At 71.1% G+C, this 23,587-nt stretch carries 17 protein-coding genes; 9 read left to right on the plus strand and 8 right to left on the minus strand.

The window, feature by feature from the left end:
• Positions 1-78: 78 nt before the first annotated feature.
• Complete coding sequence (locus AB0P18_RS02960; RefSeq protein ID WP_179430109.1) at positions 79-243, minus strand: hypothetical protein; 165 nt, start codon at positions 241-243, stop codon at positions 79-81.
• A gap of 279 nt (positions 244-522) precedes the next feature.
• Between AB0P18_RS02960 and AB0P18_RS02965 the strand changes: the two genes are divergently transcribed.
• The 4 genes from AB0P18_RS02965 (at position 523) to AB0P18_RS02980 (ending at position 5,971) form a co-directional block, all read left to right on the plus strand.
• Complete coding sequence (locus AB0P18_RS02965) at positions 523-1,485, plus strand: DNA topoisomerase IB (RefSeq protein WP_344051224.1); 963 nt, start codon at positions 523-525, stop codon at positions 1,483-1,485.
• Positions 1,486-1,521: 36 nt separating this feature from the next.
• Positions 1,522-1,971, plus strand: a complete 450-nt coding sequence (locus tag AB0P18_RS02970) for a CrcB family protein (RefSeq protein WP_344051226.1) — start codon at positions 1,522-1,524, stop codon at positions 1,969-1,971.
• Positions 1,968-2,357: a CrcB family protein gene (locus tag AB0P18_RS02975; RefSeq protein WP_363358867.1), complete on the plus strand. Its 390-nt coding sequence runs from the start codon at positions 1,968-1,970 to the stop codon at positions 2,355-2,357. Before AB0P18_RS02970 ends, AB0P18_RS02975 begins: the two co-directional genes overlap by 4 nt.
• A 95-nt stretch (positions 2,358-2,452) precedes the next feature.
• Positions 2,453-5,971 carry an efflux RND transporter permease subunit gene (locus AB0P18_RS02980; RefSeq protein ID WP_363359102.1) on the plus strand — a complete coding sequence of 1,173 codons (3,519 nt, stop codon included), beginning with the start codon at positions 2,453-2,455 and terminating at the stop codon, positions 5,969-5,971.
• Positions 5,972-6,114: 143 nt separating this feature from the next.
• Here AB0P18_RS02980 and AB0P18_RS02985 read toward each other — a convergent pair whose 3' ends face one another.
• The 3 genes from AB0P18_RS02985 to AB0P18_RS02995 all read right to left on the minus strand — a co-directional run bounded on the left by AB0P18_RS02985 (position 6,115) and on the right by AB0P18_RS02995 (position 8,937).
• Complete coding sequence (locus AB0P18_RS02985) at positions 6,115-6,723, minus strand: antibiotic biosynthesis monooxygenase (protein ID WP_344051230.1); 609 nt, start codon at positions 6,721-6,723, stop codon at positions 6,115-6,117.
• A 22-nt stretch (positions 6,724-6,745) separates the two neighbouring features.
• Positions 6,746-7,681, minus strand: a complete 936-nt coding sequence (locus tag AB0P18_RS02990) for a hypothetical protein (RefSeq protein ID WP_363358868.1) — start codon at positions 7,679-7,681, stop codon at positions 6,746-6,748.
• Positions 7,682-7,860: 179 nt separating this feature from the next.
• A complete protein-coding gene (locus tag AB0P18_RS02995; RefSeq protein WP_363358869.1) occupies positions 7,861-8,937 on the minus strand; it encodes a DUF998 domain-containing protein in 1,077 nt (358 codons plus the stop codon).
• A 313-nt stretch (positions 8,938-9,250) separates the two neighbouring features.
• Here AB0P18_RS02995 and AB0P18_RS03000 point away from each other — a divergent pair, with 313 nt between their 5' ends.
• On the plus strand, positions 9,251-11,383 hold the full coding sequence (locus AB0P18_RS03000) for a DEAD/DEAH box helicase (protein ID WP_363358870.1): 2,133 nt from the start codon (positions 9,251-9,253) through the stop codon (positions 11,381-11,383).
• 85 nt (positions 11,384-11,468) lie between these two features.
• Here AB0P18_RS03000 and AB0P18_RS03005 read toward each other — a convergent pair whose 3' ends face one another.
• Positions 11,469-12,530 carry an Rv2578c family radical SAM protein gene (locus tag AB0P18_RS03005; protein WP_363358871.1) on the minus strand — a complete coding sequence of 354 codons (1,062 nt, stop codon included), beginning with the start codon at positions 12,528-12,530 and terminating at the stop codon, positions 11,469-11,471.
• Between the two features lie 110 nt (positions 12,531-12,640).
• Here AB0P18_RS03005 and AB0P18_RS03010 point away from each other — a divergent pair, with 110 nt between their 5' ends.
• From AB0P18_RS03010 to AB0P18_RS03020, 3 genes are all read left to right on the plus strand, one after another.
• Positions 12,641-13,867, plus strand: a complete 1,227-nt coding sequence (locus AB0P18_RS03010) for a D-alanyl-D-alanine carboxypeptidase family protein (protein WP_363358872.1) — start codon at positions 12,641-12,643, stop codon at positions 13,865-13,867.
• Between the two features lie 118 nt (positions 13,868-13,985).
• Complete coding sequence (locus AB0P18_RS03015) at positions 13,986-15,149, plus strand: acyl-CoA dehydrogenase family protein (RefSeq protein ID WP_344051242.1); 1,164 nt, start codon at positions 13,986-13,988, stop codon at positions 15,147-15,149.
• 162 nt (positions 15,150-15,311) lie between these two features.
• Positions 15,312-16,931, plus strand: a complete 1,620-nt coding sequence (locus AB0P18_RS03020; protein ID WP_363358873.1) for a M28 family metallopeptidase — start codon at positions 15,312-15,314, stop codon at positions 16,929-16,931.
• Positions 16,932-16,991: 60 nt separating this feature from the next.
• Here AB0P18_RS03020 and AB0P18_RS03025 read toward each other — a convergent pair whose 3' ends face one another.
• The 3 genes from AB0P18_RS03025 to AB0P18_RS03035 are packed head-to-tail and all read right to left on the minus strand — an operon-like array spanning position 16,992 to position 20,200.
• Entirely contained in the window at positions 16,992-17,795 is an 804-nt protein-coding gene (locus AB0P18_RS03025; protein ID WP_363359103.1) for an energy-coupling factor transporter transmembrane component T, read from the minus strand.
• A gap of 38 nt (positions 17,796-17,833) precedes the next feature.
• On the minus strand, positions 17,834-19,594 hold the full coding sequence (locus AB0P18_RS03030; protein WP_363358874.1) for an energy-coupling factor transporter ATPase: 1,761 nt from the start codon (positions 19,592-19,594) through the stop codon (positions 17,834-17,836).
• 54 nt (positions 19,595-19,648) lie between these two features.
• Entirely contained in the window at positions 19,649-20,200 is a 552-nt protein-coding gene (locus tag AB0P18_RS03035) for an ECF transporter S component (RefSeq protein ID WP_363358875.1), read from the minus strand.
• A 140-nt stretch (positions 20,201-20,340) separates the two neighbouring features.
• Here AB0P18_RS03035 and AB0P18_RS03040 point away from each other — a divergent pair, with 140 nt between their 5' ends.
• Positions 20,341-23,586 carry a S8 family serine peptidase gene (locus AB0P18_RS03040; RefSeq protein ID WP_363358876.1) on the plus strand — a complete coding sequence of 1,082 codons (3,246 nt, stop codon included), beginning with the start codon at positions 20,341-20,343 and terminating at the stop codon, positions 23,584-23,586.
• The last annotated feature ends 1 nt before the right edge of the window (position 23,587 follow it).

The following is a 23,587-nucleotide window of genomic DNA, read 5'->3' on the forward strand; positions in this document are numbered from 1 at the left end:
CCGTGTCCCGACGAATTCGTCGTGACACGGCATCCGAGCTCCGGGGGGAGCGGGTCAGCCAAGACGGCTGACACGATTTCAGGTGCGGCGGCTGCCGCTGATGACGCGGAACAGGAAGACGATCAGCGCGATCACACCGACGATGAGCGCGACCCACAGGAGCCAGCTCAGCGCCGAGTTCAGTCCGCCGAAGATCGCAAGGATGACCGCGATGACGATGATGATGATCAGGGCGAGGTTCATGGTGGTACTCCTTCTGTCGCCGGTCCGCGTGGGTGACGCGCGATCCGGATGCCTCGGGGGGCACGCGAGAACTCTGTCACTGTGCTGTGCGAACGCGGCAGGGGGTTGACGGACCGCGAAAACCGGTGATATCACGCTGACCAGCGCATCGCGCGTGCGTGTGCCGGGCCGTCGAGTGTCAAGCCCTCCGTGCCTTCTCACGCGGGCGCGTACCGTCGGGCCAGGCACTCACGGCTGTGCCGAGGATCCCTCGGCACCCTTCGACGAGACAGAGACGACGTGGCACGACTGGTCCGGGTACGCCCGGGAGAAGACCCCGGATACCGCCGGCAGCGCTCCGGCAGCGGATTCCGCTATCTCGACGAGCACGGCGACGCGATCCCCGCGCCGGACCGCGAGCGCATCCGAGCGCTGGTCATCCCGCCCGCGTGGCAGGACGTGTGGATCGCGGCGAACCCGCACGCCCACATCCAGGCCGTCGGGATCGATGATGCCGGAAGGCGCCAGTACCTCTACCACCCGCGCTGGCGCGAACGCCGCGACCGGCGCAAGTTCTCCCGCGCGCTCGAACTGGCCGCCGCCCTGCCGCACGCGCGCGGACGGGTGACGAGCGCGCTCCGTCGCGACGAGCTCGACCGCGAGCGTGTGCTGGCCGCATCCTTCCGTCTGCTCGATCAGGCCGCGCCCCGGATCGGCTCCGCGCGCTACCTCGAGCGGCACGGCAGTCGTGGGCTGACGACTCTGCAGCGCCGGGACGCCACTGTGGCGGCATCCGTCCTCACCCTCTCGTTCCCGGGCAAGAGCGGGAAGCGCGCATATATCGAAGTCGACGACGCGGAGCTCGCCGCGGTGATGGCGGAGCTCGGCGCGGGGCGTCCGCGCTCGCCGCTGCTGTCGTATCGCCGCGGCAACCGGCGCGTGCCGCTCACTCCGGCGGATGTGAACGCCCACGTGCGCGCCCTGACCGGGGGTGCCTTCACGGCGAAGGACTTCCGGACGCTGAGGGGCACGATCATGGCCGCCGAGACGCTCGCCCGCATCGGCACCGTCGACACCGCGACGCAGCGCAAGCGCGCCGAGACCCTCGCCGTACGTGCCACGTCGGAGGCGCTCGGCAACACGCCGGCTGTGGCGCGGGCGAGCTACATCGACCCGGCGGTGTTCTCGGCGTACGAACGCGGACGACTGCTCTCGCTCGACCTGTCGCCGGAGAGCGCGATCCAGCGACTCCTGCTCGGCTGACGGGTCATCGCCCGCCCGGCCCCTACAGTGGGTCGCATGGCGGCGCGCACCCCGACCACCCGAGGCTCCGCGTTCTCGTGGCGGATCCTCGGCGCCGTGGTCCTCGGCGGTGCGATCGGTGTGGCGCTGCGGGCGCTGCTGGTGCTGCCCGTCGCGGAGTCGGACAGCTGGATCGTGCTTCCCGCCGTCACGCTCGCGGTCAACATCGCGGGCTCGTTCGCCCTCGGGGTGGTCGTGGGACTGTGGGACGACCGCCGCCCGCTCGCGCGCGCCTTCGTCGGCACCGGTGTCCTGGGCGGTTTCACGACCTACAGCGCGTTCGCCGTGCAGGTCGGCGAGGTGGGGGCCCTCGCCCCGGTGACCGGGCTGCTGCTCGCCGCGATCGCCGTCTTCGTCGGTCTGGTGGCGGCGGCTCTGGGACTGCGCATCGGACGGTCGGCGGCGGGGGATCCCGCTCGGCGCGAGCCGCCGGAGGACGCCGAATGACCCCGATGCAGATTCTCCTGGTGGCGCTCGCCGGTGGGCTGGGCGCCGGCCTCCGCTACATCCTCGACGTCGCGATCCAGCGCGGCCGCCGCGGGGTCTTCCCGCTCGGCATCCTGATCGTGAACGTCACCGGCTCGCTCGCCCTCGGCATCGTGACCGGCCTCGGCGACGCGCTCGCCGCGCCGGTCGTCGCGATCCTCGGAGTGGGGCTCCTGGGCGGCTACACGACCTTCAGCACGGTCTCGACCGAATCCGCTCTGCTCCTGCAGACCGGCAGGCGCGACTGGGGGTGGCTCAATCTGATCGGGACGGCGGTCAGCGGCGTGATCGCCGCCGCGGTGGGACTCCTCGTCGGCGGTGTGATCGGCGGTCTGATCCCGCGCTGACACGGGCGAGAGCGGCCCGGGCACGTGCGAGAATCGGAACGGATACAGTCGCGTATCCATCCGCAGCTAGACCTCATCGCACCGTGAAGGCCCCTGTGTCCAACCTCGCCGTCCTGAGCCTCAAGAACCGCGCGCTCATCGCCCTCATCACGATCGTGGCCGCCGTCTTCGGCGGTCTCGCGCTGACGAGCCTGAAGCAGGAGCTGATCCCGTCGATCGAGTTCCCGCAGCTCTCGATCATCACGACGTACCCGGGCGCCTCGCCCGAGGTGGTCAACAACGACGTGTCCGTGCCGATCGAGACGGCGATCCAGAGCGTGCCCGGCCTCGAGTCCACGTCCGCGACGAGCACGACGAACGCGTCGATCGTCCGCGCGTCCTTCACGTACGGCACCGACCTCACCCGCGCCGAGGGCAAGATCACGCAGGCGATCAACCGACTCGACCTGCCGGAGGGCGTCGACCCCAACGTCGTGTCCTTCTCGATCGACGACCTCCCGGTCATCCAGCTCGCCGTCGCCGGCTACAGCGACCAGGAGACGATCCAGGCCCAGCTCGACGCGAGTGTCATCCCCGAGCTCGAGGACATCGACGGCGTCAGCTCCGCGCAGGTCGTCGGCGGCCAGGGCCAGCGCGTCACGATCACGCCCGACACCGCCGCCCTCGCCGAGCGCGGCTACACGCAGCAGGCGATCTCGGACGCGCTCGAGCAGAACGGTGTGCTGTTCCCCGGCGGCACCGTGACCGAGGGCGATCAGACCCTCACCGTGCAGACCGGGACGAAGCTCGAGTCGGTCGAGCAGATCCAGGGTCTCCCGCTCGTCGCCTCCACTCCGGAGCAGTTCGCCGCGGGCGCGGTGACGGTCGGGGACGTCTCCACGGTCGAACTCGGTCCGGACCCGGTCACCTCGATCTCCCGCGTGAACGGCGAGCCCGCGCTCACGATCGCCGTCACCAAGACGCCGTCGGCCAACACCGTCGAGGTCTCGCAGGCCGTGAACGCGGCGATTCCCGACCTTCAGGACGCGATCGGCGACGACGCCGAGATCACGGTCGTGTTCGATCAGGCCCCGTACATCCAGGAATCGATCGACACCCTCGCGAAGGAGGGCCTGCTGGGCCTGGTGTTCGCGGTGCTCGTGATCCTGATCTTCCTCATGTCGGTGCGCTCGACCCTCGTCACGGCGATCTCGATCCCGACGAGCGTGCTGATCACCTTCATCGGCATCCAGGCGTTCGGCTATTCGCTGAACATCCTGACCCTCGGTGCGTTGACGATCGCGATCGGTCGTGTCGTCGACGACTCGATCGTCGTGATCGAGAACATCAAGCGTCACTACGTCGGCGACGCCGAGAAGCTGCCGTCGATCCTCCGCGCCGTCCGCGAAGTCGCGGCCGCGGTCACGGCATCCACGATCACGACCGTCGCCGTGTTCCTGCCTATCGCCTTCGTCGGAGACATCACGGGGGAGCTGTTCCGCCCGTTCGCGCTCACCGTCACGATCGCGATGACCGCGTCGCTGTTCGTCGCGCTCACGATCGTGCCGGTCCTCGCGTACTGGTTCCTGCGCCCCGCCAAGCCGATTCTGGATGCCGCCGGCCGGGCGATCGATCCCGAGGACCCCGCCGCACCCCCGTCGCGACTGCAGAAGGCCTACCTGCCGATCCTCACCTGGACGCTGAAGCACTCCTGGGTCACTGTGATCATCGCCGTCCTCGTGCTCGCCGGAACGATCGCCGCGGCGCCGCTGATGAAGACCAACTTCCTCGGCGACTCGGGTCAGAACACGTTCACCGTCTCGCAGGACGTGGGTCCGGCCGCGAGCCTGGACGCACAGGATGCCGCCGCCCAGGAGGTCGAGGCAGCCCTGCTCTCGGTCGACGGGGTCGAGACGGTCCAGACCTCGATCGGATCCAGCGGCTCCGCCGTCCGCGACGCGTTCACCGGCGTCGGCGGCATCACGTATTCCGTGACGACGGACACCTCCGCCGATCAGACCGCGGTGCGGGCCGACGTCGAGGCGGCTGTGGCCGAGCTCGACGACGTCGGCACCGTGACCGTGTCGACGCAGGGCGGCGGCTTCGGCTCGAGCGACATCGCGATCGACGTGTCGGCTCCCGACCAGGCGACGCTGCTCGAGGCCACCGACGCGGTCGTCGCGGCCGTCGAGGGTGCGGAAGGAGTCGGGCAGGTCACCACGAACCTCGCCGCGGCGCTCCCGTACGTCGCCGTCACGGTCGACACCGCGGCCGCTGCCGAGGTGGGGCTCTCCGAAGTCGCAGTCGGCGGGCTCGTGTCGAACACGATGCAGCCCCGTCAGGCCGGGTCTGTGGAGATCGACGGCACCGGTGTCACGGTCTACCTCGCCGTCGCCGACCCGCCCACCACGATCGAGGAGCTGCAGAACCTGCAGATCCCGAGCGCGGTCGGCGTCATCCCGCTCTCGCAGATCGCGACCGTCGAGGAGTCCGATGGACCGACCTCCATCACGACGCAGCGCGCACAGCGCACCGCCACCGTGTCGGTGACACCCTCGACGGACAATCTCGCCACGGCATCGGCATCCGTCACCGCGGCCCTCGCCGATGTCGAGCTGCCCACCGGCGCGAACGCCGAGGTCGGCGGCGTCGTGACCCAGCAGCAGGACGCGTTCACGCAGCTCGGGCTCGCGCTGCTCGCGGCGATCCTGATCGTCTACATCGTCATGGTCGCGACGTTCAAGTCGCTCCGTCAGCCGCTGCTGCTGCTGGTGTCGGTGCCGTTCGCCGCGACCGGGGCGATCCTGCTGCAGATCATCACGGGTGTCCCGCTCGGGGTGGCTTCGCTCATCGGCGTCCTCATGCTGATCGGCATCGTCGTCACGAACGCGATCGTGCTCGTGGACCTCGTGAACCAGTACCGCACGAAGGGCCTTTCCGCCCACGATGCGACGATCGCCGGTGGCTCGCGTCGTCTGCGACCCATCCTGATGACTGCGCTCGCCACGATCTTCGCGCTCACCCCGATGGCGCTCGGCATCACCGGTCAGGGCGGATTCATCTCGCAGCCGCTCGCGATCGTGGTGATCGGGGGACTCGTGTCCTCGACTGTCCTGACCCTGCTCGTGCTGCCCACCCTTTACAACCTCGTCGAGGGGGCGAAGGAGCGTCGCGCCGCGCGGCGTGGCGAGTCGGTCCCTGCGGTCGAGCCGGCGCTCGTCGGCGCCGCCGCGGTGCCCGTCCTCACGCGTCGCGAGCTGCGCGCCCGCGAGGCGGCTGCGGGTGCGGCGGTCGTCGGTCAGGCGGAATCCGCGGATGCGGCATCCGATGCGCCCGCCGTCGACGAGGTTCCGCTCATCGAGGAGGGCCCGGACGTCGAGACGCCCGGAACCGAGGATGTCCAGAGCGCTACGACGACCGACGTTCCGCTCATCGAGGAGGGCCCGGACGTGGAGACGCCCGAGCGTGCCGCGGAACCCGCGGCGGAGGGCGAGTCAGACACCCAGGGTGAGCTCGAGCTCGAGCCCGAGTTCGAGTCCTCGCCCGAGTCCGCGCCCGAGTCCGAGTCCGCGCCCGAGCCCGAGCCCGAGTCCGAGCAGGGGGAGCCCGGCGCGCACCCCGACGGCCGGGTCTGAGCACCGGAACAGGCGTTTCGGCCAGAACAGGACAGAACAGACGCGGATCGTCCTGTCTTCGCCGAAGCTCCTGATTCCGCGCGCTTCGCAGGAGCGCGTCGCCCGGGGCCGCGCGTCCCGCGGACCGCGGTCGCAGAGCGTGGTCAGCGCTGCAGCCAGGGACGCAGCATCCGTGTGACCCACGGGAGCACCAGGTACGTCATCACCGGCGTGAGCAGGACCGTCGCCAGCAGGACCCGCAGCACGAGAGGCCAGTCGGCGAATCCCGGGACGTAACCCAGGGCCCAGGAGGCGAGCAGGTTCGTCGGGAAGAAACCGAGCCAGATCGTGACGGCCTGCTTCCAGCGGGGCGGAGCGGCCGGAATCGGATGCTGGATGGGACCGGTGGCCGGCGCGTCGGCTCCCCGTCGGCTCTCGACGTGTGTCGCGAAGGGGGCGTCGAACCAGCCCTCGATGCCCGTCCGGCGTTCGACGCGGACCTCGCTCGCGAAGGCGCGGCCGGAATCGAGCCACCACGCCCGCTGGGGAGAGTCGTCCCACGCTTCCAGGGTCGGGATGTCCCGGAACCGGTAGAGCATGTACCAGAGGTCGCTGCCTTCGCCGGCGCGGACCCACCCCGACCCGAGGAAGCCCTCGAACGTCGTCGCGAGATCGGTGCCGGCCTGCATCCACGCGGTCGCCTCCGGGGCGCGCGCGGGGTCTATGCGCCGTTCGATCGCGACCGTGATCGGGTGGGGGTCGTTCTCAGCCATGTATCGATTCTCGGCGAGCGGATCAGACGAGAGCCGGCCGCTCGGGATCGCCCCGGCCGGCCGTCACCCGGCGGGCAGACTGGAAGCGGGCCGCGCGTCCGTGCACGAGGGGCGCCCGCGGTTCGCGACGCTCGGGCCGCGGCGTGTGACGCGCGATCACCTCGGGGCGCAGGCGCGGGGTGCGACGGGAGAGGCCGGCAGCCACCTCGGCCGGCAGCCGCGGAGCCACCACGACCGTGCGGTGCATGCTGGCCGTCCGCGACGGCGTCGGCGCGGCGGGCGCATCCGCCGGACGACCGATCGTGCCGGCGAACAGCAGCAGCCAGGAGAACACCTGCACGAAGACGATGAGCTCGAAGGCGGCGAGGTTGATGAAGCCCGCGACGTAGGGGACGACGGTCGCGACCAGGCCGATCCCGACGCGTCGGCTCGCTCGCCCGATCACCGCGTGCATGCCGCGCAGCATCCACTTCGTCGAGGACAGCACGATCACGAAGCAGAACACGGCGCCGGTGGACGAGCGGTCGTGCCAGAACTCGTTGAGGTTCACGGGGATCACGCCGACGAAGGACAGATGGATGCCGAGCAACGCCACCATGATCGGCACGAAGGTCGCCGAGCGCCGGTTGCGCAGAACGGCGGTACCGGCGTGCTGACGCATTTGGCGCCGCAGGCGGTGCGCGAAGAACACCACACCGACCCCGGTCAGGATGATCGTCGAGTTGAACACGTACCCCGAGAACGTGGCGAAGGTGCCGAGCCTGCTGAAGTGCAGGTGCCACCACAGGGGGTCGGGAGTGGTCGCGATCGAGATCAGCAGGCCGATGACCAGAAGCGCGGCGGTGGCATAGCCGACCTGCGAGGCGTTACCGGTACCGAGGGTCGTCAGGGCGCGCGAAGCGGCGCGCCGGGGCGCGACCAGGCGGAGGGATGAGGGTGCGTCGGCGAGGAGGGCCACGGCTGCGGTCTTGGCCTTTCGTGAGGCGAGAGCATCAGCGCTCTCGCCTCACAGGTGCTCAGGCGCAGCCGCTTCGTCCCCCGGATCGTCGGTGCTGGTGGGCAAAAAGGCTCCCCCCCCGGCAGTCTTTGCTTGGGTTGAGAGTATCCTTTTTGGACTTCCGCGGCCAATCCAATACCCTATGCGGCGCGTTCGCTCTGCCCCGTGACCCCCAGGAAGCGGATGAAGACCGCGATCCACCCGAAGATGAGCGCGAAGACGACGATCTCGAACGCGGTGAGGGTGAAGTACCCGACCGCGAAGAGGATCACGGAGGCGATCGTGGCTGCCAGGAACGCCCACGCGGACAGGAAGTAGGTGCGCGGCATCCCACGCAGCAGCCTGGGCCCCGCGATCAGCAGCACGAGGAACATCACCGCCATACCGCTCGCCGACAGGTTGTGCATCAGCAGGTTGACGTTCACCGGGAAGACCCCGACGAAGGCCAGCATGATGCCCATCACGACGAAGAGCGTCGACACCGTCCGGGGGGCGCGTTCGTTCTGCAGGACGCCGGCGTCGACGAGCGCCCGCAGGTCGTTCGCCAGGTAGACCGCGAAAGTCGTCACGAGCAGCCCCGCGGCGATCAGCGTGCCGTTGAAGACGTAACTGGACAGGTCCTGGAACGACCCCAGCTGGCTGAAGTGGACCTTCCACCATTCCGGGTCGGGTGTGGTGAGCATCGCGGTGAGCGTGCCGATCACGACGAACGCCATCAGCAGCGTCGACATGCGCTGGGTGTTCATCCGGGATACGGAGAGGTAGACCACATAGGCGCTCAGACCGAGCGAGACGGTCATGAGCACGATTGCCCAGAACGTGATCACCGGCAGCCCGATGAAGCCGAGCGCGAGCAGCCGGAAGCCGGCGAGGACGGCGAGGAAGGTCAGGGCCGTGTGCACGATGACAACCGAGACGGTGTTCACGGTGAACTTCCACGACGGGAGCGCCTTGCGCCACTCCTGCCCCGGGCGATTGCGCGAGCGCCAGTAGCCGGCGGTCGAGGATCCGGCGGCGACGACCGCCGCCCCCGCCGCCGCGAGCAGGCCGAACGCGCCGTCCGTGTCGGCGAGCGGCAGGTCGGGCGCGACGAAAGCGACGATCAGCCCGTACAGCGCTCCGAGGACCCCGGCCGCCGCGGCCGCGTACACGGCCTCCGATTCGGCGCGGAGCGTCGTCGTGGGGGCGAGGGAGTCGGCGGCGGAGCTCGCGGTCATGGCGCCAGTGTAGAGCGGCGGATGCCGAGCGACAGGCGTCCTCCCAGGTCGCGGGGAGCGCCATCCGCTAGTCTCGAGTGTCGGCTTCGGACACCGCGCGTGATGCGCGGGTGGGTTTGTGAGTCCAAGGGGCCGATGGTGGGAGCGAATCCGCTCCGGCGACCATCACGTTGAATGGCCCCCGGCCGAGGACAGTCCGGGCAACTCCGTACCGCGCAAAGCGGTGTGCGGCGATGCGCGTCAGTGCGAACTGGCGGGTAGTGCGCCGCGCGCGAGTGCAGTTCTGCGCTGAGACAACCCAGAAGGACACATCATGCCCAAGAGCAAGAAGCCCGCCGGCGGCCGCGCCGCGAAGAACTTCGAGCCGCGGTACGGCGAGAAGAAGACCTCGTTCCACGACCGCACCCGCACGGGTGCCAAGCCCGGCAGCAAGAGCCCGAACCATCGCGGCTACCGCGCACCCGAAGAGACTGCCGCAGGATCCAGTGCCCCGAAGACCCGGTGGACGGCGACCCAGCGCGCCGGCCGCGACGAGGCGCGCGGCATCCGTTCGCACGCCCAGGGCGAGCGTCCGGCGCGGTCGTACGACGAGCGCCCTGCGCGGCGCTCGAACGACGAGCATCCTGCGCGTCGCGAGTACGGCAACGACCGTCCGGCGCGGTCGTACGACGACCGTCCGGCGCGTCGCTCGAACGACGAGCGTCCTGCGCGTCGCGAGTACGGCAACGACCGTCCGGCGCGTTCCTATGACGACCGTCCCGCGCGGCGCTCGAACGACGAGCGTCCGGCGCGTCGCGAGTACGGCAACGACCGTCCGGCGCGGTCGTACGACGACCGTCCCGCGCGTCGCTCGAATGAGGATCGTCCCGCTCGCCGGGAGTACGGCAACGATCGCCCGGCGCGGTCGTACGACGACCGTCCCGCGCGTCGCTCGAACGACGAGCGTCCCGCTCGCCGGGAGTACGGCAACGATCGCCCGGCGCGTTCCTATGACGACCGTCCCGCGCGTCGCTCGAACGAGGATCGTCCCGCGCGTCGCGCGTACGGCAACGATCGCCCGCAGCGGTCCTCCGACGAGCGTCCGCGTCGCGACAGCGCGCCCCGTCGCGCCGCCGGTGCGGCCTCCGGAGCCGGCTACGCCGCAGGTCGCAGCGACTGGTCGCGCGGACCGGAGCGCACGCAGGCCCACGAGCAGCACGTGGACGTGGTCCATGAGCGTCTGCAGGCCGAGGCGATCCAGGCGAACGACGTCGAGGGCGTGACCTTCGGCTCGCTCGGACTCGGCGACAACATCGTCCGCACGCTCGCCGACCTCGGCGCGGCATCCCCGTTCGCGATCCAGGCCGCGACGATCCCCGAGATCATCGCGGGGCGCGACGTGCTCGCCCGTGGGCGCACCGGTTCGGGCAAGACGATCGCGTTCGGCTCCCCCCTCGTCGAGAACGTGCTGCGTGCCGGCGCGGGCAAGCGCCGCGAGTTCGGCCGCAAGCCCAAGGCGCTCATCCTGGCGCCCACGCGCGAGCTCGCGCTGCAGATCGACCGCACGATCCAGCCGATCGCGCGCAGCGTCGGCCTGTTCACGACGCAGATCTACGGCGGCGTGCCCCAGGCCCGCCAGGTCGGGGCGCTCAAGAAGGGCGTCGACATCATCATCGGCACGCCCGGCCGCATCGAAGACCTCATCACGCAGCGCAAGCTCGACCTGAGCGAGGTCATGGTCGCGGTGATCGACGAGGCCGACCACATGTGCGAACTCGGGTTCCTCGAGCCCGTCCAGCGCATCCTCCGCGAGACCGCGGAAGGATCCCAGAAGCTCCTGTTCTCAGCGACGCTGGACCGCGAGGTCTCCGCGCTCGTGGGCGAGTTCCTGGTGAATCCCTCGGTTCACGAGGTCGCCGGCGAAGATCAGGCCTCGAGCACGATCGACCACCGCGTCCTGGTGATCGAGCACCGCGACAAGGCGCAGATCCTCGACCAGCTCGTCGACCGCGAGGGCAAGACCCTCGTGTTCGCGCGCACGCGCGCGTTCGCCGAGATGCTCGCCGAGCAGTTCGATGACGCCGGCATCCCCGCCGTCTCCCTGCACGGCGACCTCAACCAGCAGCGCCGCACGCGCAACCTCGAGCGACTGACCTCGGGTCGGGTGAATGTGCTCGTGGCGACCGATGTCGCCGCGCGCGGCATCCACGTCGACGACATCGATCTGGTGATCCAGGCCGACCCGCCGGACGAGTACAAGACGTACCTGCACCGCGCCGGCCGTACCGGTCGCGCGGGCAAGGCGGGCCGGGTCGTGACGCTCATCACCCGCCAGCGCCGTCGCAAGATGACCGAGATGCTCGAGCGCGCCGAGATCGACGCGCCGTTCCAGGACGCTCGTCCCGGTGACGACACGATCGAGGAGCTGGCCGGCCGGATGCCGTCCGAGGCCGAGCTCACCGCGTAGCGCGCACGCCCCACACGAGAACGGCGCATCCGCAGGACGATCCGAGAGATCAGGTCCTGCGGATGCGCCGTTCTCCTGCAGGAAGTCAGAACAGCCGTGCCGCCTCGGCCTCGCGACCCCGCGAGGTGGTCACGAACTGCGGACGCGCGGCGAGCCCCGGCATCGGGGATCGGCGCGGCGCGTCCTCCTCGGCGCGCCCGTCGAGCCCGTGCACGCGCAACAGAGGTCGGACACGCTTGGCGAGCCACGTCCGGTACGGCTTCGGCGCGTTCGCCGCCGCGCCCGGGTACAGCCCGAGATAGGACGAGACGAGTTCGGGATGCCGCTCCCCGAGCCACTGCATGAACCACTGCTTGGCGCCGGGGCGCAGGTGCAGCGCCCCGAAGACGACGCGGACGGCGCCCGCCTGTGCGATCTGCGTCAGGGCGTGATCGAGGGCGGCGATCGAGTCGGTGAGGTGCGGCAGGATCGGCATCAGGAAGACCGTGACGCGGAACCCGGCTTCGGTCGCGGCGCGCACGGTCTCGAGTCGCGCGGCGGCCGAGGGCGTCCCCGGTTCGAGAAGCTTCTGCAGTTCGTCGTCGAACACGGCGATCGACATCGCCAGTGAGACGTCGACGGATGCCGCGGCTTCGCGCAGCAGCGGCAGGTCGCGCCTGAGCAGTGTGCCTTTCGTGAGGATCGAGAACGGCGTCCCCGACTCGGCGAGCGCGCCTACGATGGCCGGCATGAGGCGATACCGTCCCTCGGCACGCTGATACGGGTCGGTGTTCGTCCCGAGCATCACCGGCTCGCGCGCCCAGCTGCCGCGGCGCAGTTCTTTCTCGAGGACCTCCGCGACGTTGATCTTGACGATGATCTGCGAGTCGAAATCGCGTCCCGCGTCGAGCTCGAGGTACTCGTGCGTTCCACGGGCGAAGCAGTAGGCACATGCATGACTGCAGCCCCGATAGGGGTTCACGGTCCAGTCGAACGGCATGGCGGAGGCACTCGGCACGTGGTTGAGCGCGCTCTTGGACATCACCTCGTGGAACGTCACGTCGGCGAATTCGGGTGTGGTCACCGAGCGCACCAGCCCGTTCAGCTGTTCCAGACCGGGCAGGGCGGCGGCATCCGTCACGCCCAGTTCCTGTCCTTGCCACCGCATGCTTCTATGGGAACAGAACAACGAATGTGTGTCAATACGTACTCGTACAAAGAATCGAAAGAGCGAAAGAGCTGTCGACCGCCGCGCCCGTTCAGGCAAGAATGGGGCGTGTGACGGCTCCCGAACCGCACATCCCCCCACAGACCCGTCGGCAAGCGCGAGCTGAGCGTGAACGGGTCCTCGAGCGCGCCCCGGAGCCCCCGACCACCACGCGTCCGCTCCCCGTGCTCGACGATCCGGGTCCTCAGCGACGCTCGCGCCGGCCGTCGACGGGGCGGACACCGACCCGGGTCGGCGCGCGCGCCGTCCCCCTCGCGCCGACCCGCCGCGAGGCGCGCGCGGTCGCGGTTCTGCAGGGCCACCGGGCGATCACGGCGCCGCAGCACGCGGGCCATCGCAGTGCCCGCGTCGGGATCGCCGCGCTCGCCGTCGCGACCTCGCTCATGCTCGTCTCTGCCGCTTCGGTCACGGCGGCCTTCGGCGGCCCCGAGCTGTTCACCCCGCAGCAGGCCGGCGAGGCTGACGCGCCCGAGGTCACGGCGCGCCTGAGCGCACCCGTGCCCGCGACCGCTGAGACGATCCCGGCGCCGACGGTGTCGGCCGCACCGGCGGCCCTCGACGTCTGCAGTCGGCCGGGGGTGGCCGACGCCCTCGCCGCGGGCGACGACGCCGCTGCGATCGCCGCGGCCGGCGGACCGGAGGCCTTCCGCGCCGCCGTCGCCGGCGGAACGGCGGGCTGCGTGCGCCTCGACGATTCGGCGCGCGTCTGGGTCGTGCTGAACAAGACCCGGCCGCACAACCCCGTCGATTACCGCCCGGCGAGCCTCGAGCTTCCCGGCGGCGTGCGCAGCATCGAGGGCGGGGCGCTGCGGGCAGATGCCGCCGCCGCGCTGTCGGCGATGGCCTCGGGCGCGGCTGCGGCAGGGGTCGGCGAGATCGCCCTCCTCAGCGGATTCCGTTCGTTTCAGACCCAGCAGGAGACCTACGGCAATCAGGTTGGCGCGCAGGGTGCGGCGCAGGCCGACCTCACCAGCGCACGCCCGGGCTACAGCGAGCACCAGTCCGGTCTGGCCGCCGACGTCGTCGCGTGCGCGGACGGCTGCGGCACCCTGGACGACCTCGCGGCGACCGCGCAGGGACAGTGGATAGCCGCGAACGCCTGGCAGTACGGGTGGATCGTCCGCTACGAAGCGGGCTACCAGCCGATCACCGGCTACGACCCCGAGCCGTGGCACCTGCGCTTCATCGGCACCGATCTGGCGAAGGCGTACCACGACGGCGGATGGCACACCCTCGAGGAGTTCTTCGGTCTTCCGGCGGCGCCCACCTACCCCTGATCGGATGCCGGGCCCCGGCATCCGATCGGTGAAACTGAGTACCATAGTCGCTGAGATGCAATTCCAGGCCGATCGGCTGCCGGCATCCGCAGACTCGAGGACGAGAGGACGGCGCACCATGGAGCGCGACATCTACGACGAAGACCACGAAGCATTCCGCGACGTCGTCAAGGAGTTCATCAAGCGCTACGCGACCGACGAGAAGCGCAAGCAGTGGGACGCCGACGGCGAGGTCGATCGCGCGACGCTGCGCGCCGCGGGCGAGTCGGGCATCATCGGTCTCGCCGTGCCGGAGGAGTACGGCGGCGCCGGCATGCTGCAGGACTACCGCTTCCGCGCGATCGTGAACGAAGAGGTCATCGGCGCGGGTCTCGGCTCGCTCGCGGGCGCGCTCGGCATTCAGGACGACCTGGCCGTGCCGTACGTCGTGCACATGGGAACCGACGAGCAGAAGCAGAAGTGGCTTCCCGGGATGGCGACCGGTGAGATCCTCGGCGCGCTCGCCATGACCGAGCCGGGTGCGGGCAGCGACCTCCGCGGCATCAAGACCACCGCGAAGAAGGTCGACGGCGGCTATGTCGTCAACGGCGCCAAGACGTTCATCTCCTCGGGCAAGACCGCCGACATGGTCGTGACGTTCGTGAAGACGGGTGAGGGCAATCGTCCCGACGCCTTCAGCCTGCTGATCCTCGAGAACGGAATGGCGGGCTTCGACCACGGCAAGAAGCTCGAGAAGATGGGCTTCCACGGCTGGGACACCGCCGAACTCTCGTTCACCGACGTCTTCGTGCCGGAAGAGAACCTGATCGGCGGCAAGGAGGGACTGGGCTTCATCCAGCTCATGATGAACCTGCCGCTCGAGCGTCTGTCGATCGGCGTCGCCGCCGCGGCCGCCGGAGAAGCCGCGTTCGTCTGGACCCGCGACTACACCCTCAGCCGCGAGGCGTTCGGGCAGTCGATCGCGGATTTCCAGAACACGCGCTTCAAGCTCGCCGACATGGCGACGACGGTCGACGTCATGTGGGCCTACATCGACCGGGCGATGCTGCTGTACAAGGACAAGAAGCTCACGGCCGAAGAGGCGGCGAAGGTCAAGTTCTGGGCGACCGACCGCGAGTGGGAGCTCCTGGACATCGGCGTGCAGCTGCACGGCGGCTACGGCTACATCACCGAGTACCCGATCGCCCGCGCCTTCCTCGATGCCCGCGTGCACCGCATCTACGGGGGCACGAACGAGATCATGCGCGACATCGTCTCGCGCCAGATCGTCGGCAAGCGCTGAGCTCTTCCTCCAGACCGGATGCCGCTCGCGCGGCATCCGGTCTGCTCGTGTGCGCGCACGACTTCTCGTGCGCGTGCACCAGGGGTGTACCACGGCGGCTTGACCCCGTAGCGTCGAGGGCGGTGCCACAACCCGGCACATCCCCCGATGAAGGAGATCACGATGAAGAGATCTGTACGACCTTCCCGCAGAGCGCTCGCCGTCACCACGGCGACCGCTGCCGCTCTCGCGCTGGCGCTCGCGCCGGCCACCGGTGCGCTGGCCGCACCACCGGCCGCCGCGTGCGACAACCGCAACAACAACACGATCGCGAAGCTCACGCAGTGCGTGAGCGCCGACGGCGTGAAGCAGCACATGGATGCGCTGCAGTCGATCGCCGACGCGAACGGCGGCAACCGCGCCGCCAACACGCCCGGCTACGAAGCAAGCGTCGACTACGTCGTCGACACCCTGACCGCGGCGGGATGGAAGGTGTCGATCGACGAGTTCGACTACTTCGTCCGCGCCGCTTCCGACCTGCAGCAGCTCACACCGGTGGCCGCGACGTGGGAGAACGAGGCGCCCGCCGGGACCGGTTCGAGTGACGTCACCGGCACGATCATCCCCGTCGACCTCGTGCTGGGACAGCCGAACGGCACCGCGGTGACGAGCGGTTGCGAGGCGACCGACTTCGCCGGGCTCGACTTCTCCGGAGAGGCTGACATCGCCCTCGTGCAGCGCGGCACGTGCGAATTCGGCATCAAGGCCGCGAACGCGCAGGCTGCCGGGGCCGAGGCGGTCGTGATCATGAACCAGGGCAACACCCCCGAGCGTTCCGGAGTGCTGACGAACATCACGCTCATCGGCGCGAACCCGGACGAGCTGCTGATCCCGGTCGTCGGCACGTCGTACGAGGCCGGGGCATCGCTTGCGTCCGCCGGATCGACGGCGCGCGTGAACGTCCCCGAGCCGGTGAACTACCCGCAGAAGAACGTGATCGCGGAGTTGCCCGGCAAGAACACGGCCAACGTCGTGATGGCGGGCGCGCACCTGGACTCCGTTCCCGCGGGCCCGGGGATCAACGACAACGGCAGCGGGTCTGCCGCGCTGATCGAGATCGCGCAGAACATGACGAAGCTCAAGCCGCAGAACACCGTGCGTCTCGCGTGGTGGGGCGCGGAGGAGGAGGGTCTGCTCGGCTCGACCGCCTACGTCGAGGAACTCCCGCAGGCCGAGAAGGACCGGATCGCGCTGTACCTCAACTTCGACATGATCGCCTCGCCGAACTACATCTTCATGGTGTACGACGGTGACCAGTCGGGCTTCGAGGCACCGGTACCCGTGCCGGACGGCTCGGTCGAGATCGAGGACCTGTTCGAGCGGTACTTCACGAGCGTGGGCGAGCCCTACGACGACGCGGAGTTCAGCGGTCGCAGCGACTACCAGGCCTTCATCGCGGCGGACATCCCCGCGGGTGGTCTGTTCACGGGCGCCGAAGAGGTCAAGTCCGACGAGCAGGCGGCGATCTGGGGCGGGACCGCGGGCGAGGCCTTCGACCCGTGCTACCACCAGGCGTGCGACACGATCGGCAACATCGACATGCACGCGCTCGAGGTCAACTCGGACGCGATCGCGACGGCGGTGCTGGCGTACTCGTACTCCACGGAGCTCGTGAACGGTGTCCGCGGCGCTTCGGTTCCCGGTGGGCTCAACCTGCCCGACCCGGCCGGACCCCAGGACACCTGGAGCGCCGGTGGTGGTGGCCTGAGCCATGACCACGATCACGCGCTGATCGCCGGCTGAGTCCGCTCCGTCGTCTGTACGAGAGGCCCGTCGCACCACGCGGCGGGTCTCTCGTGCATGTCAGCGCGACGACGCGACGACGAGGAAGATCGTGGCGGATGCCGCCACGAAAAGGCAGATGAACACGGTGTCCCGCGCACGGAACGGCACGATGTGGCGCTCCGTGCGGTCGGGGTGGGCGCCGAACGCGCGCGCGTCCATCGCGAGCGCGACCCGCTCCGCGTGCCGGATCGCGCCCGCCAGCAGCGGGACCACGTAGCCGCCCCACCGGGCGAGCAGGGCGAACGGTCCGCGGCCGGAATGCGCGCCGCGCACGCGGTGCGCGTGGCGGATCACCTCGAGCTCATGGCCGAAGCGCGGCACGAAGCGGAAGGCCGCCAGGGCGGTGTAGCCGATGCGATACGGCACCCGGAGCTGCTGCACGGTGGAGCGGACGAGGTCGGGGCCGGTGGTGGACAGGCCCACGATCAGGCTCAGGGCGACGATCGCCGCGATCCGTACGCCGGTGGCGAGGCCCGTCGCCACCGCGCCGCCGTACAGCGTCCAGGAGCCGACCTGCCAGACGGTCACGCTCCGATCGACGTTCGCGGGATCGATCCACAGCGAGAAGCCGAATCCGATCAGCAGCGCACCGAGCGGCAGCGCGACCGCCAGCAGCAGGACGAGGCGGCGGGTGAAGCTCACGCCGACCAGCAGGATCCCGTACGTCAGCGCGAGGAAGGCCAGCGGGGTCGCGAGGTCGCGCACGAAGACGAGCAGCACCATCGCGGGGACCGGTGCGAGGAGCTTCGCCAGCGGATTGAGGCGATACAGGAACCGGACGGGCGCCGCGGTCACCGCATCCGCGTACGGGTCCTCCCGCATGCGCGACACCTGCGCGGCAACGGTCGGCCCGGTCGCGGTCACGAGGTCGCCTCCGGCAGATCCTTCAGACGCGAGATGCCGGCGAGCTCCGGATGCCGCGCCACGCCGCTCAGCGCCCGGGCGAGCGGCGGCAGCCGGAGTCCCGCCCGCGCGACGACGTCCCGGTCGCCGAACACCTCGGCGGTGCTTCCGTGCGCGATGAGGCGTCCGTCGGCGAGGACGACCAGACGGTCGGCGTACTCCGCGACGAGCTGCATGTCGTGGGTCACGAAGACGATCGTCGTGCCGGCGTCGTTGAGTTCGGAGAGGAGGCCCAGGAGTTCGTCGGCGCGGGCACGGTCCTGGCCGAACGTGGGCTCGTCGAGGACCAGGACGGGTGCGCCCGTCACGAGGGCGGTGGCGACCGAGAGCCGGCGCTTCTGGCCGCCGGAGAGGAGGAACGGATGCGACTCGGCCTTCTCGCTCAGACCGAAGCGGTCCAGGACCTCCGCCGTGCGCGCCCGCACCGCGTCGTCGTCCAGACCGCGGCGCCGCAGGCCGTGGGCGAGCTCGGCCGCGACCGTGGCCGCGATGAACTGATGCTCGGGGTTCTGGAAGACGAACCCGACGCGCTCGGTCAGCTCGCGCGCGCCGAGCCGTGCGACATCGCGCCCGTCGATGCGGACCGCCCGGCGCGGCGGGACGATGACGCCCGCGATCGCCTGCACGAGCGTGGTCTTCCCGGCCCCGTTCCCACCGACGACGGCGATGAACTCACCGCGCGCGACGTCGAGGTCGATGTCCCGGAGCACCGTGTCGCGGCCCCGGCGCAGCGTGAGCGCGCGCACCGCGATGACGGGTCGTTCGTCCGGCATCCTCGCCGCCCTGCGCGCGATCACGCGGCCCACGGGAACGGATGCCGGTGCCGGAGCGTCCTCGAGCGCGGCGCGCAGCTCGTCCGGCGTCAGCGGCAGCGGGTCGAGCGCGTAGCCCGCCCGGCGCAGCCGCAGGCCCGCGAGAGTGGAGGTGGGCAGCCACACGCCCAGCGCGTGGAGCTCTTCCGCCCGGTCGCGGAGCACGGCATCCACCGGTCCATCGGCGACGAGCCTGCCCGCCTGATCGAGCACGACGACACGGTCGACGAATCCGACCGCGGCGTCGAGATCGTGCTCGACCAGCACGATCGCGTGGGCGCCGTCGGAGACCAGTTCCTTCAGGGCGGCGTACACCTCGTCGATCCCCTGCGGATCGAGGTTCGCGGTCGGCTCGTCCAGAACGAGCAGGGGTGATCCCATGGCGAGGGCGCAGGCGATCGCGAGCCGCTGCCGGCCGCCGCCCGACAGGCGGTCGGGGTTCTCGCCCCGGCGTTCCCACAGCCCGACCCGGCGCAGCGCCCGCTCGGCGCGCGCGAGGACGTCTTGCACCGGCATCCGCAGGTTCTCCGGACCGAACGCGACCTCATCCAGGAGGGTCCCGGTCACGAGCTGCGCGTCGGGGTCCTGGAAGACCATGCCGACGTGGGTGCTCAGTTCGGCCACGCTCGCCGAGGCCGTGTCGCGCCCGGCGACCTCGATGCGGCCGGTTACGGTGGCCGGGACCGCGTGCGGGATCAGCCCGTCGAGCGCCAGCGTGAGCGTGGACTTGCCCGAGCCGCTCGGTCCGAGCAGCAGCACGACCTCCCCGACGGCGACGTCGAACGACACGTCCGCCGGAGCGGGGGTCGTCTCGCCGGCGTGGGTGATCGCGACCTCGTGGACGCGGAGGATCGGGCTCGGACGCTCCGGTGCCGGAGCGGACGGATCACGCTCGGATGCGGTCACGGGACTTTCCAGAAGAGGCGACGGGTGATCTCCAACTTAGCCCGCCGCGCGCCCTCAGAGGCGGCTCGAGCGGGCGACGCCGGCCCGGCGCAGCGCGGCGCCGACCGCGAGTCCGACCGCCGTCCAGAGGACCGGCCCGAGGATGAACAGGCCGACATAGACGATCTGGCCCCACACGGCGAACCGCGACACGTCCGCGGCGAACCAGATCGGCACCGCGATCAGCACGCCGACGATCACCGCGCCGAGGAAGAACCGCCACGCGTCCCACCGCCGGTAACGGCCGAGGGCGGCGATGCCCTCCTGCAGCGCGCCGATCAGCAGAGCGGTGCCGACGTAGCGTCCGATCCACAGCGGCACGACCGCGCTCGCGACGAGCGCTGCGATCAGGTGGGTGATCAGTGCCACCCACGGTCGGCGCAGCAGATCCTGGGCGATCACGCCCGGGAGGACGTGGACGCCCAGCACGAGTCCGTAGACGAGCGGGACCGCCGCCGACACCGGCCCGCTGATGGCCCCCGCCCCGGCGGAGAGCGCCCCGGTCGCGACGCCGATCGCCGCGCACGTGAGCAGGACGCTCGTCGAGAGGCGGGATGCCGAAGCCACGAGCCCAGCGTAATGCGCTGCCGCGCACCCGATCTCGGCCAGACCCTTTCGTCTTGCGCGGTGCCGGGTTAGGTTGACGGCAGGCCGCGCGGCACGCCGCCGGGCGACCCTCACCCCGGGAGTCGGCGATGAAGCCAGCCATGTCGCGCGCGGTCGTCGCCGCGGCGCTCGCGGTGCTCCTGGCCGCGGGGTCTCCCGCGCCGGCATCCGGTGACGCCGGCGGGCCGCACGTCGTGGACGGCACGATCGCTCCCGTCCCGCCGGCGTCCGTCACCGGAACGTATGTCGTCCTGCTCGCGGAGGAGCCCGCGGCCCTGTACACCGGAGGGATCGCCGGGTATCGGGCGACCGCCGGTGACGACTTCGATTCGGGGTCGCCGCGCGTGAAACGCTACGTCTCCTTCCTGGCACAGCGTCAGGTCGAGGTCGCCGAGGCGGCGGGCGTCGACGTGCTCGAGGCGTATCGGATCGTCGCGAACGGCTTCAGTGCCGTGCTGTCGGCCGAAGACCTCCCGCGCGTGGCGGCGCTCCCCGGCGTGCGCGCGATCGTGCCCGACGAGATCCTCCGGCCGGATGCCGCGCCGGGGGCGTCCGAGCCTTTCGCGGCAGCGGTGCAGGCGGTCCCGCGCGAAGAGAAGACCGGTTCGGTGGTCATCGGCGTCGTGGACACCGGCGTGGTGACCGCAAACCCGGCGCTGCCGGCATCCACGGTCGTCGACGCGCGGGTCTTCGGCGCCGCGGCCGTGGCCGGGGCCGTGGATCTCGGACGCGATTCGCTCTCGCCGGTCGACCGCAGCGGTCACGGTTCGGCGATGGCGGGCATCGCCGCGGGCGCCCCGGTGGAGCTGGCGCTGCGCGGGGGCGAGACGGTCGCCGGCGTCGACCCGGACGCCGCGATCGCCTCCTACAAGGCGTGCTTCGCCGGCGCCGATCCGGCCACGACGGCGGACGACGTCTGCGTTGCGTCCGACGTGCTGGCGGCCCTCGATGCGGCCGTGTCCGACGGCGTCGATGTCGTGACCGTTGCGCTCAGCAGCGCCACGGGCTCCTGGGCGCTCGGGGATGAGGCCTTGCGCGCCGCGGGGGCCGCGGGCCTGGTCGCGGTCGCAAGCGCGGGCAACACCGGCCCCGCGCCGGGGAGCGCGCGCAGCGGTTCCGACGGGTACCTCACGGTTGCGGCATCCACGACGGCGTCCTTCGACGCGACCGTCGGACTGGCGGGGGGCTTCTCGCTGCCCGGCGTCTCCGCCTCCGTCGGCGAGCCCGTCACCGCGCCGCTCGTCCTCGCCGCCGACGCGGCGCAGGGCGCCGAGGCGGACGCGCGGCTCTGCTACCCGGACGCCCTGGACCCGGCGGTCGTCGCAGGGGCGATCGTGGTGTGCGAGCGCGGCACGAATCCGCGCAGCGAGAAGATCCGTGCCGTCGCCGCGGCCGGCGGGGTGGGCGTCCTGCTGGTGAACACCGAGGCCGCGTCGCTGGACCCGGCGCTCGATGTCCTGCCCACGGTCCAGCTGGACGCCGACCGCCGCGCGCTCCTGCTCGCCGCGGTCGAAGCCGGTGATGCCGACGAGGTCACGCTCGCCGGCGGCGCCCCGTCCACCGGCGGCGTCCCCGCGCCGCAGGTCGCGGGATTCTCCGGCCGCGGCCCGTCCGCCGACGGGATGCATCTCGGGCCGGACGTCACGGCACCCGGAGTCGGCATCCTCGCCCCCACGCGCGTCGGTGGCGGCGGCAGCCCCGCCTGGGACCTGGTATCGGGTACGTCGATGGCGGCCGCCCACGTCGCGGGCCTCGCCGCCCGTTACCTCGCCGCGCACCCGTCCGCCTCGCCCGCCGACGTGCGCTCCGCCCTCATGACCACCGCGACGGACACCGTGGGCGCGGACGGCGCACCGATGGCCGACCCGTTCGCGCAGGGTGCGGGACAGGTCGACGCAGAGCGGATGCCGGACCCCGGGCTGCTGGCCGCAGAGCCGTCCCTCGTCGTGCCCCGCCTGGCCGGCGCGCACGAGGAGACCCGCGCACTCATCGCCACCCGCCCCGGGGTCTACCGGGCGGTCGCGAGCGTCCCGGGAGTCGAGGTGACCGTGACCCCGGCCGAACTGCGCTTCGACGCCGAGGGTCAGGAACGCCAGTACACGGTGACCTTCGACGCCGGCGCGGCGGTGCGCGAACAGTGGGCGACCGGCTCCCTGACGTGGATCGGCGAGGACGGCACCGCGGTGCGCTCGCCGCTCGCGGTGCGTCCGAGCGGGGCGGGCGATGCGGAGTCACTCGCGGGCGAGGGCGTCGAGGGCACCGTGGCGCTTCCCGGCGAGGGGGATCCGAGAGCGCTCGGGATCGGAGCGCTCGACCTGCTCCTGGACCCGGACGCCCCCGCGCCCGGCCACTCGGGCGACGCCGACTCGGGCGACGCCGCAGGCCGGATCGCGTGGATCGTCCCGGTCTCGCGCGGCGCGGCATCCGCCGAGTTCGCCCTGGGCTCCGCCGAGCCCGCAGGCCACCGCCTCACGCTCTACCGCCTCGCCGACGGGCGGACGGATGCCGCGCAGCCGTACCTGGACGCGTGGACGGCGGGCGAGCGCGGTGTCGTCCGCCTCGACGCCCCTGCGCCCGGCGACTACCTCGCGGTCGTCGACGTCGACCGGACGGCGGCAGGACCGTGGGACCTGACCGCGGCCGTCGTCCTTCCGGATGACCGCGCCCTCGGCGTCGCGTCCGCCGGTTCGCCGGTGGCGTCATGGACGGGGCTGCTGCCCGACCGCCGATACCTCGCGGAGGTCGGCTATTCGGGCACCGTGGACCGCACGATCGTGCGCATCGACACGGGTCCCGCCGGCCCCGCGGCCACGACGGCGCCCACGATCACCGGCGACGCGCGGGTCGGGGAGCGCATTCTTCTGGACCCGGGCGAGTGGGCGCCCGCGAACGCGTCGCTGACGTATCAGTGGCTGCGCGACGGCGTGCCGATCGCAGGCGCGGTGAGCAGGTCCTACCGCGTGCAGGAGACGGATGCCGGAACCACGCTCAGCGCACGCGTGCAGGCCCGGCGTCCCGGCGCCGTCAACGCCGGCACCGCGGTGACCGCCGAGGTTCCCGTCACGGTCGGATCCGCCGTGCAGGCCGTCATGAACCGCGCGGCGGGCGGTCCCGCGGACGACTTCACGCTGACCGTGACCGTCCGGACCGAGGCGGGTCAGCCGGCGGGCGGTGCCGTGACTGTCACGCACGAGGGGATCGACTACGTGGGCACCCTCGTCGGCGGTCGGGTCGCTTTCGCGCTGCCGGCGGCGCGGCCCGGCATCCACGAGGTTCTCGTCCGCTATGCGGGGACCGTCGGGGTCAGCGGTTCGGAGGCCGCGACGCAGTTCGTCGTCGAGGAGTGAG

The organism is Microbacterium sp. NPDC064584, assembly GCF_040687315.1.
Taxonomy (GTDB): domain Bacteria; phylum Actinomycetota; class Actinomycetes; order Actinomycetales; family Microbacteriaceae; genus Microbacterium; species Microbacterium lacus.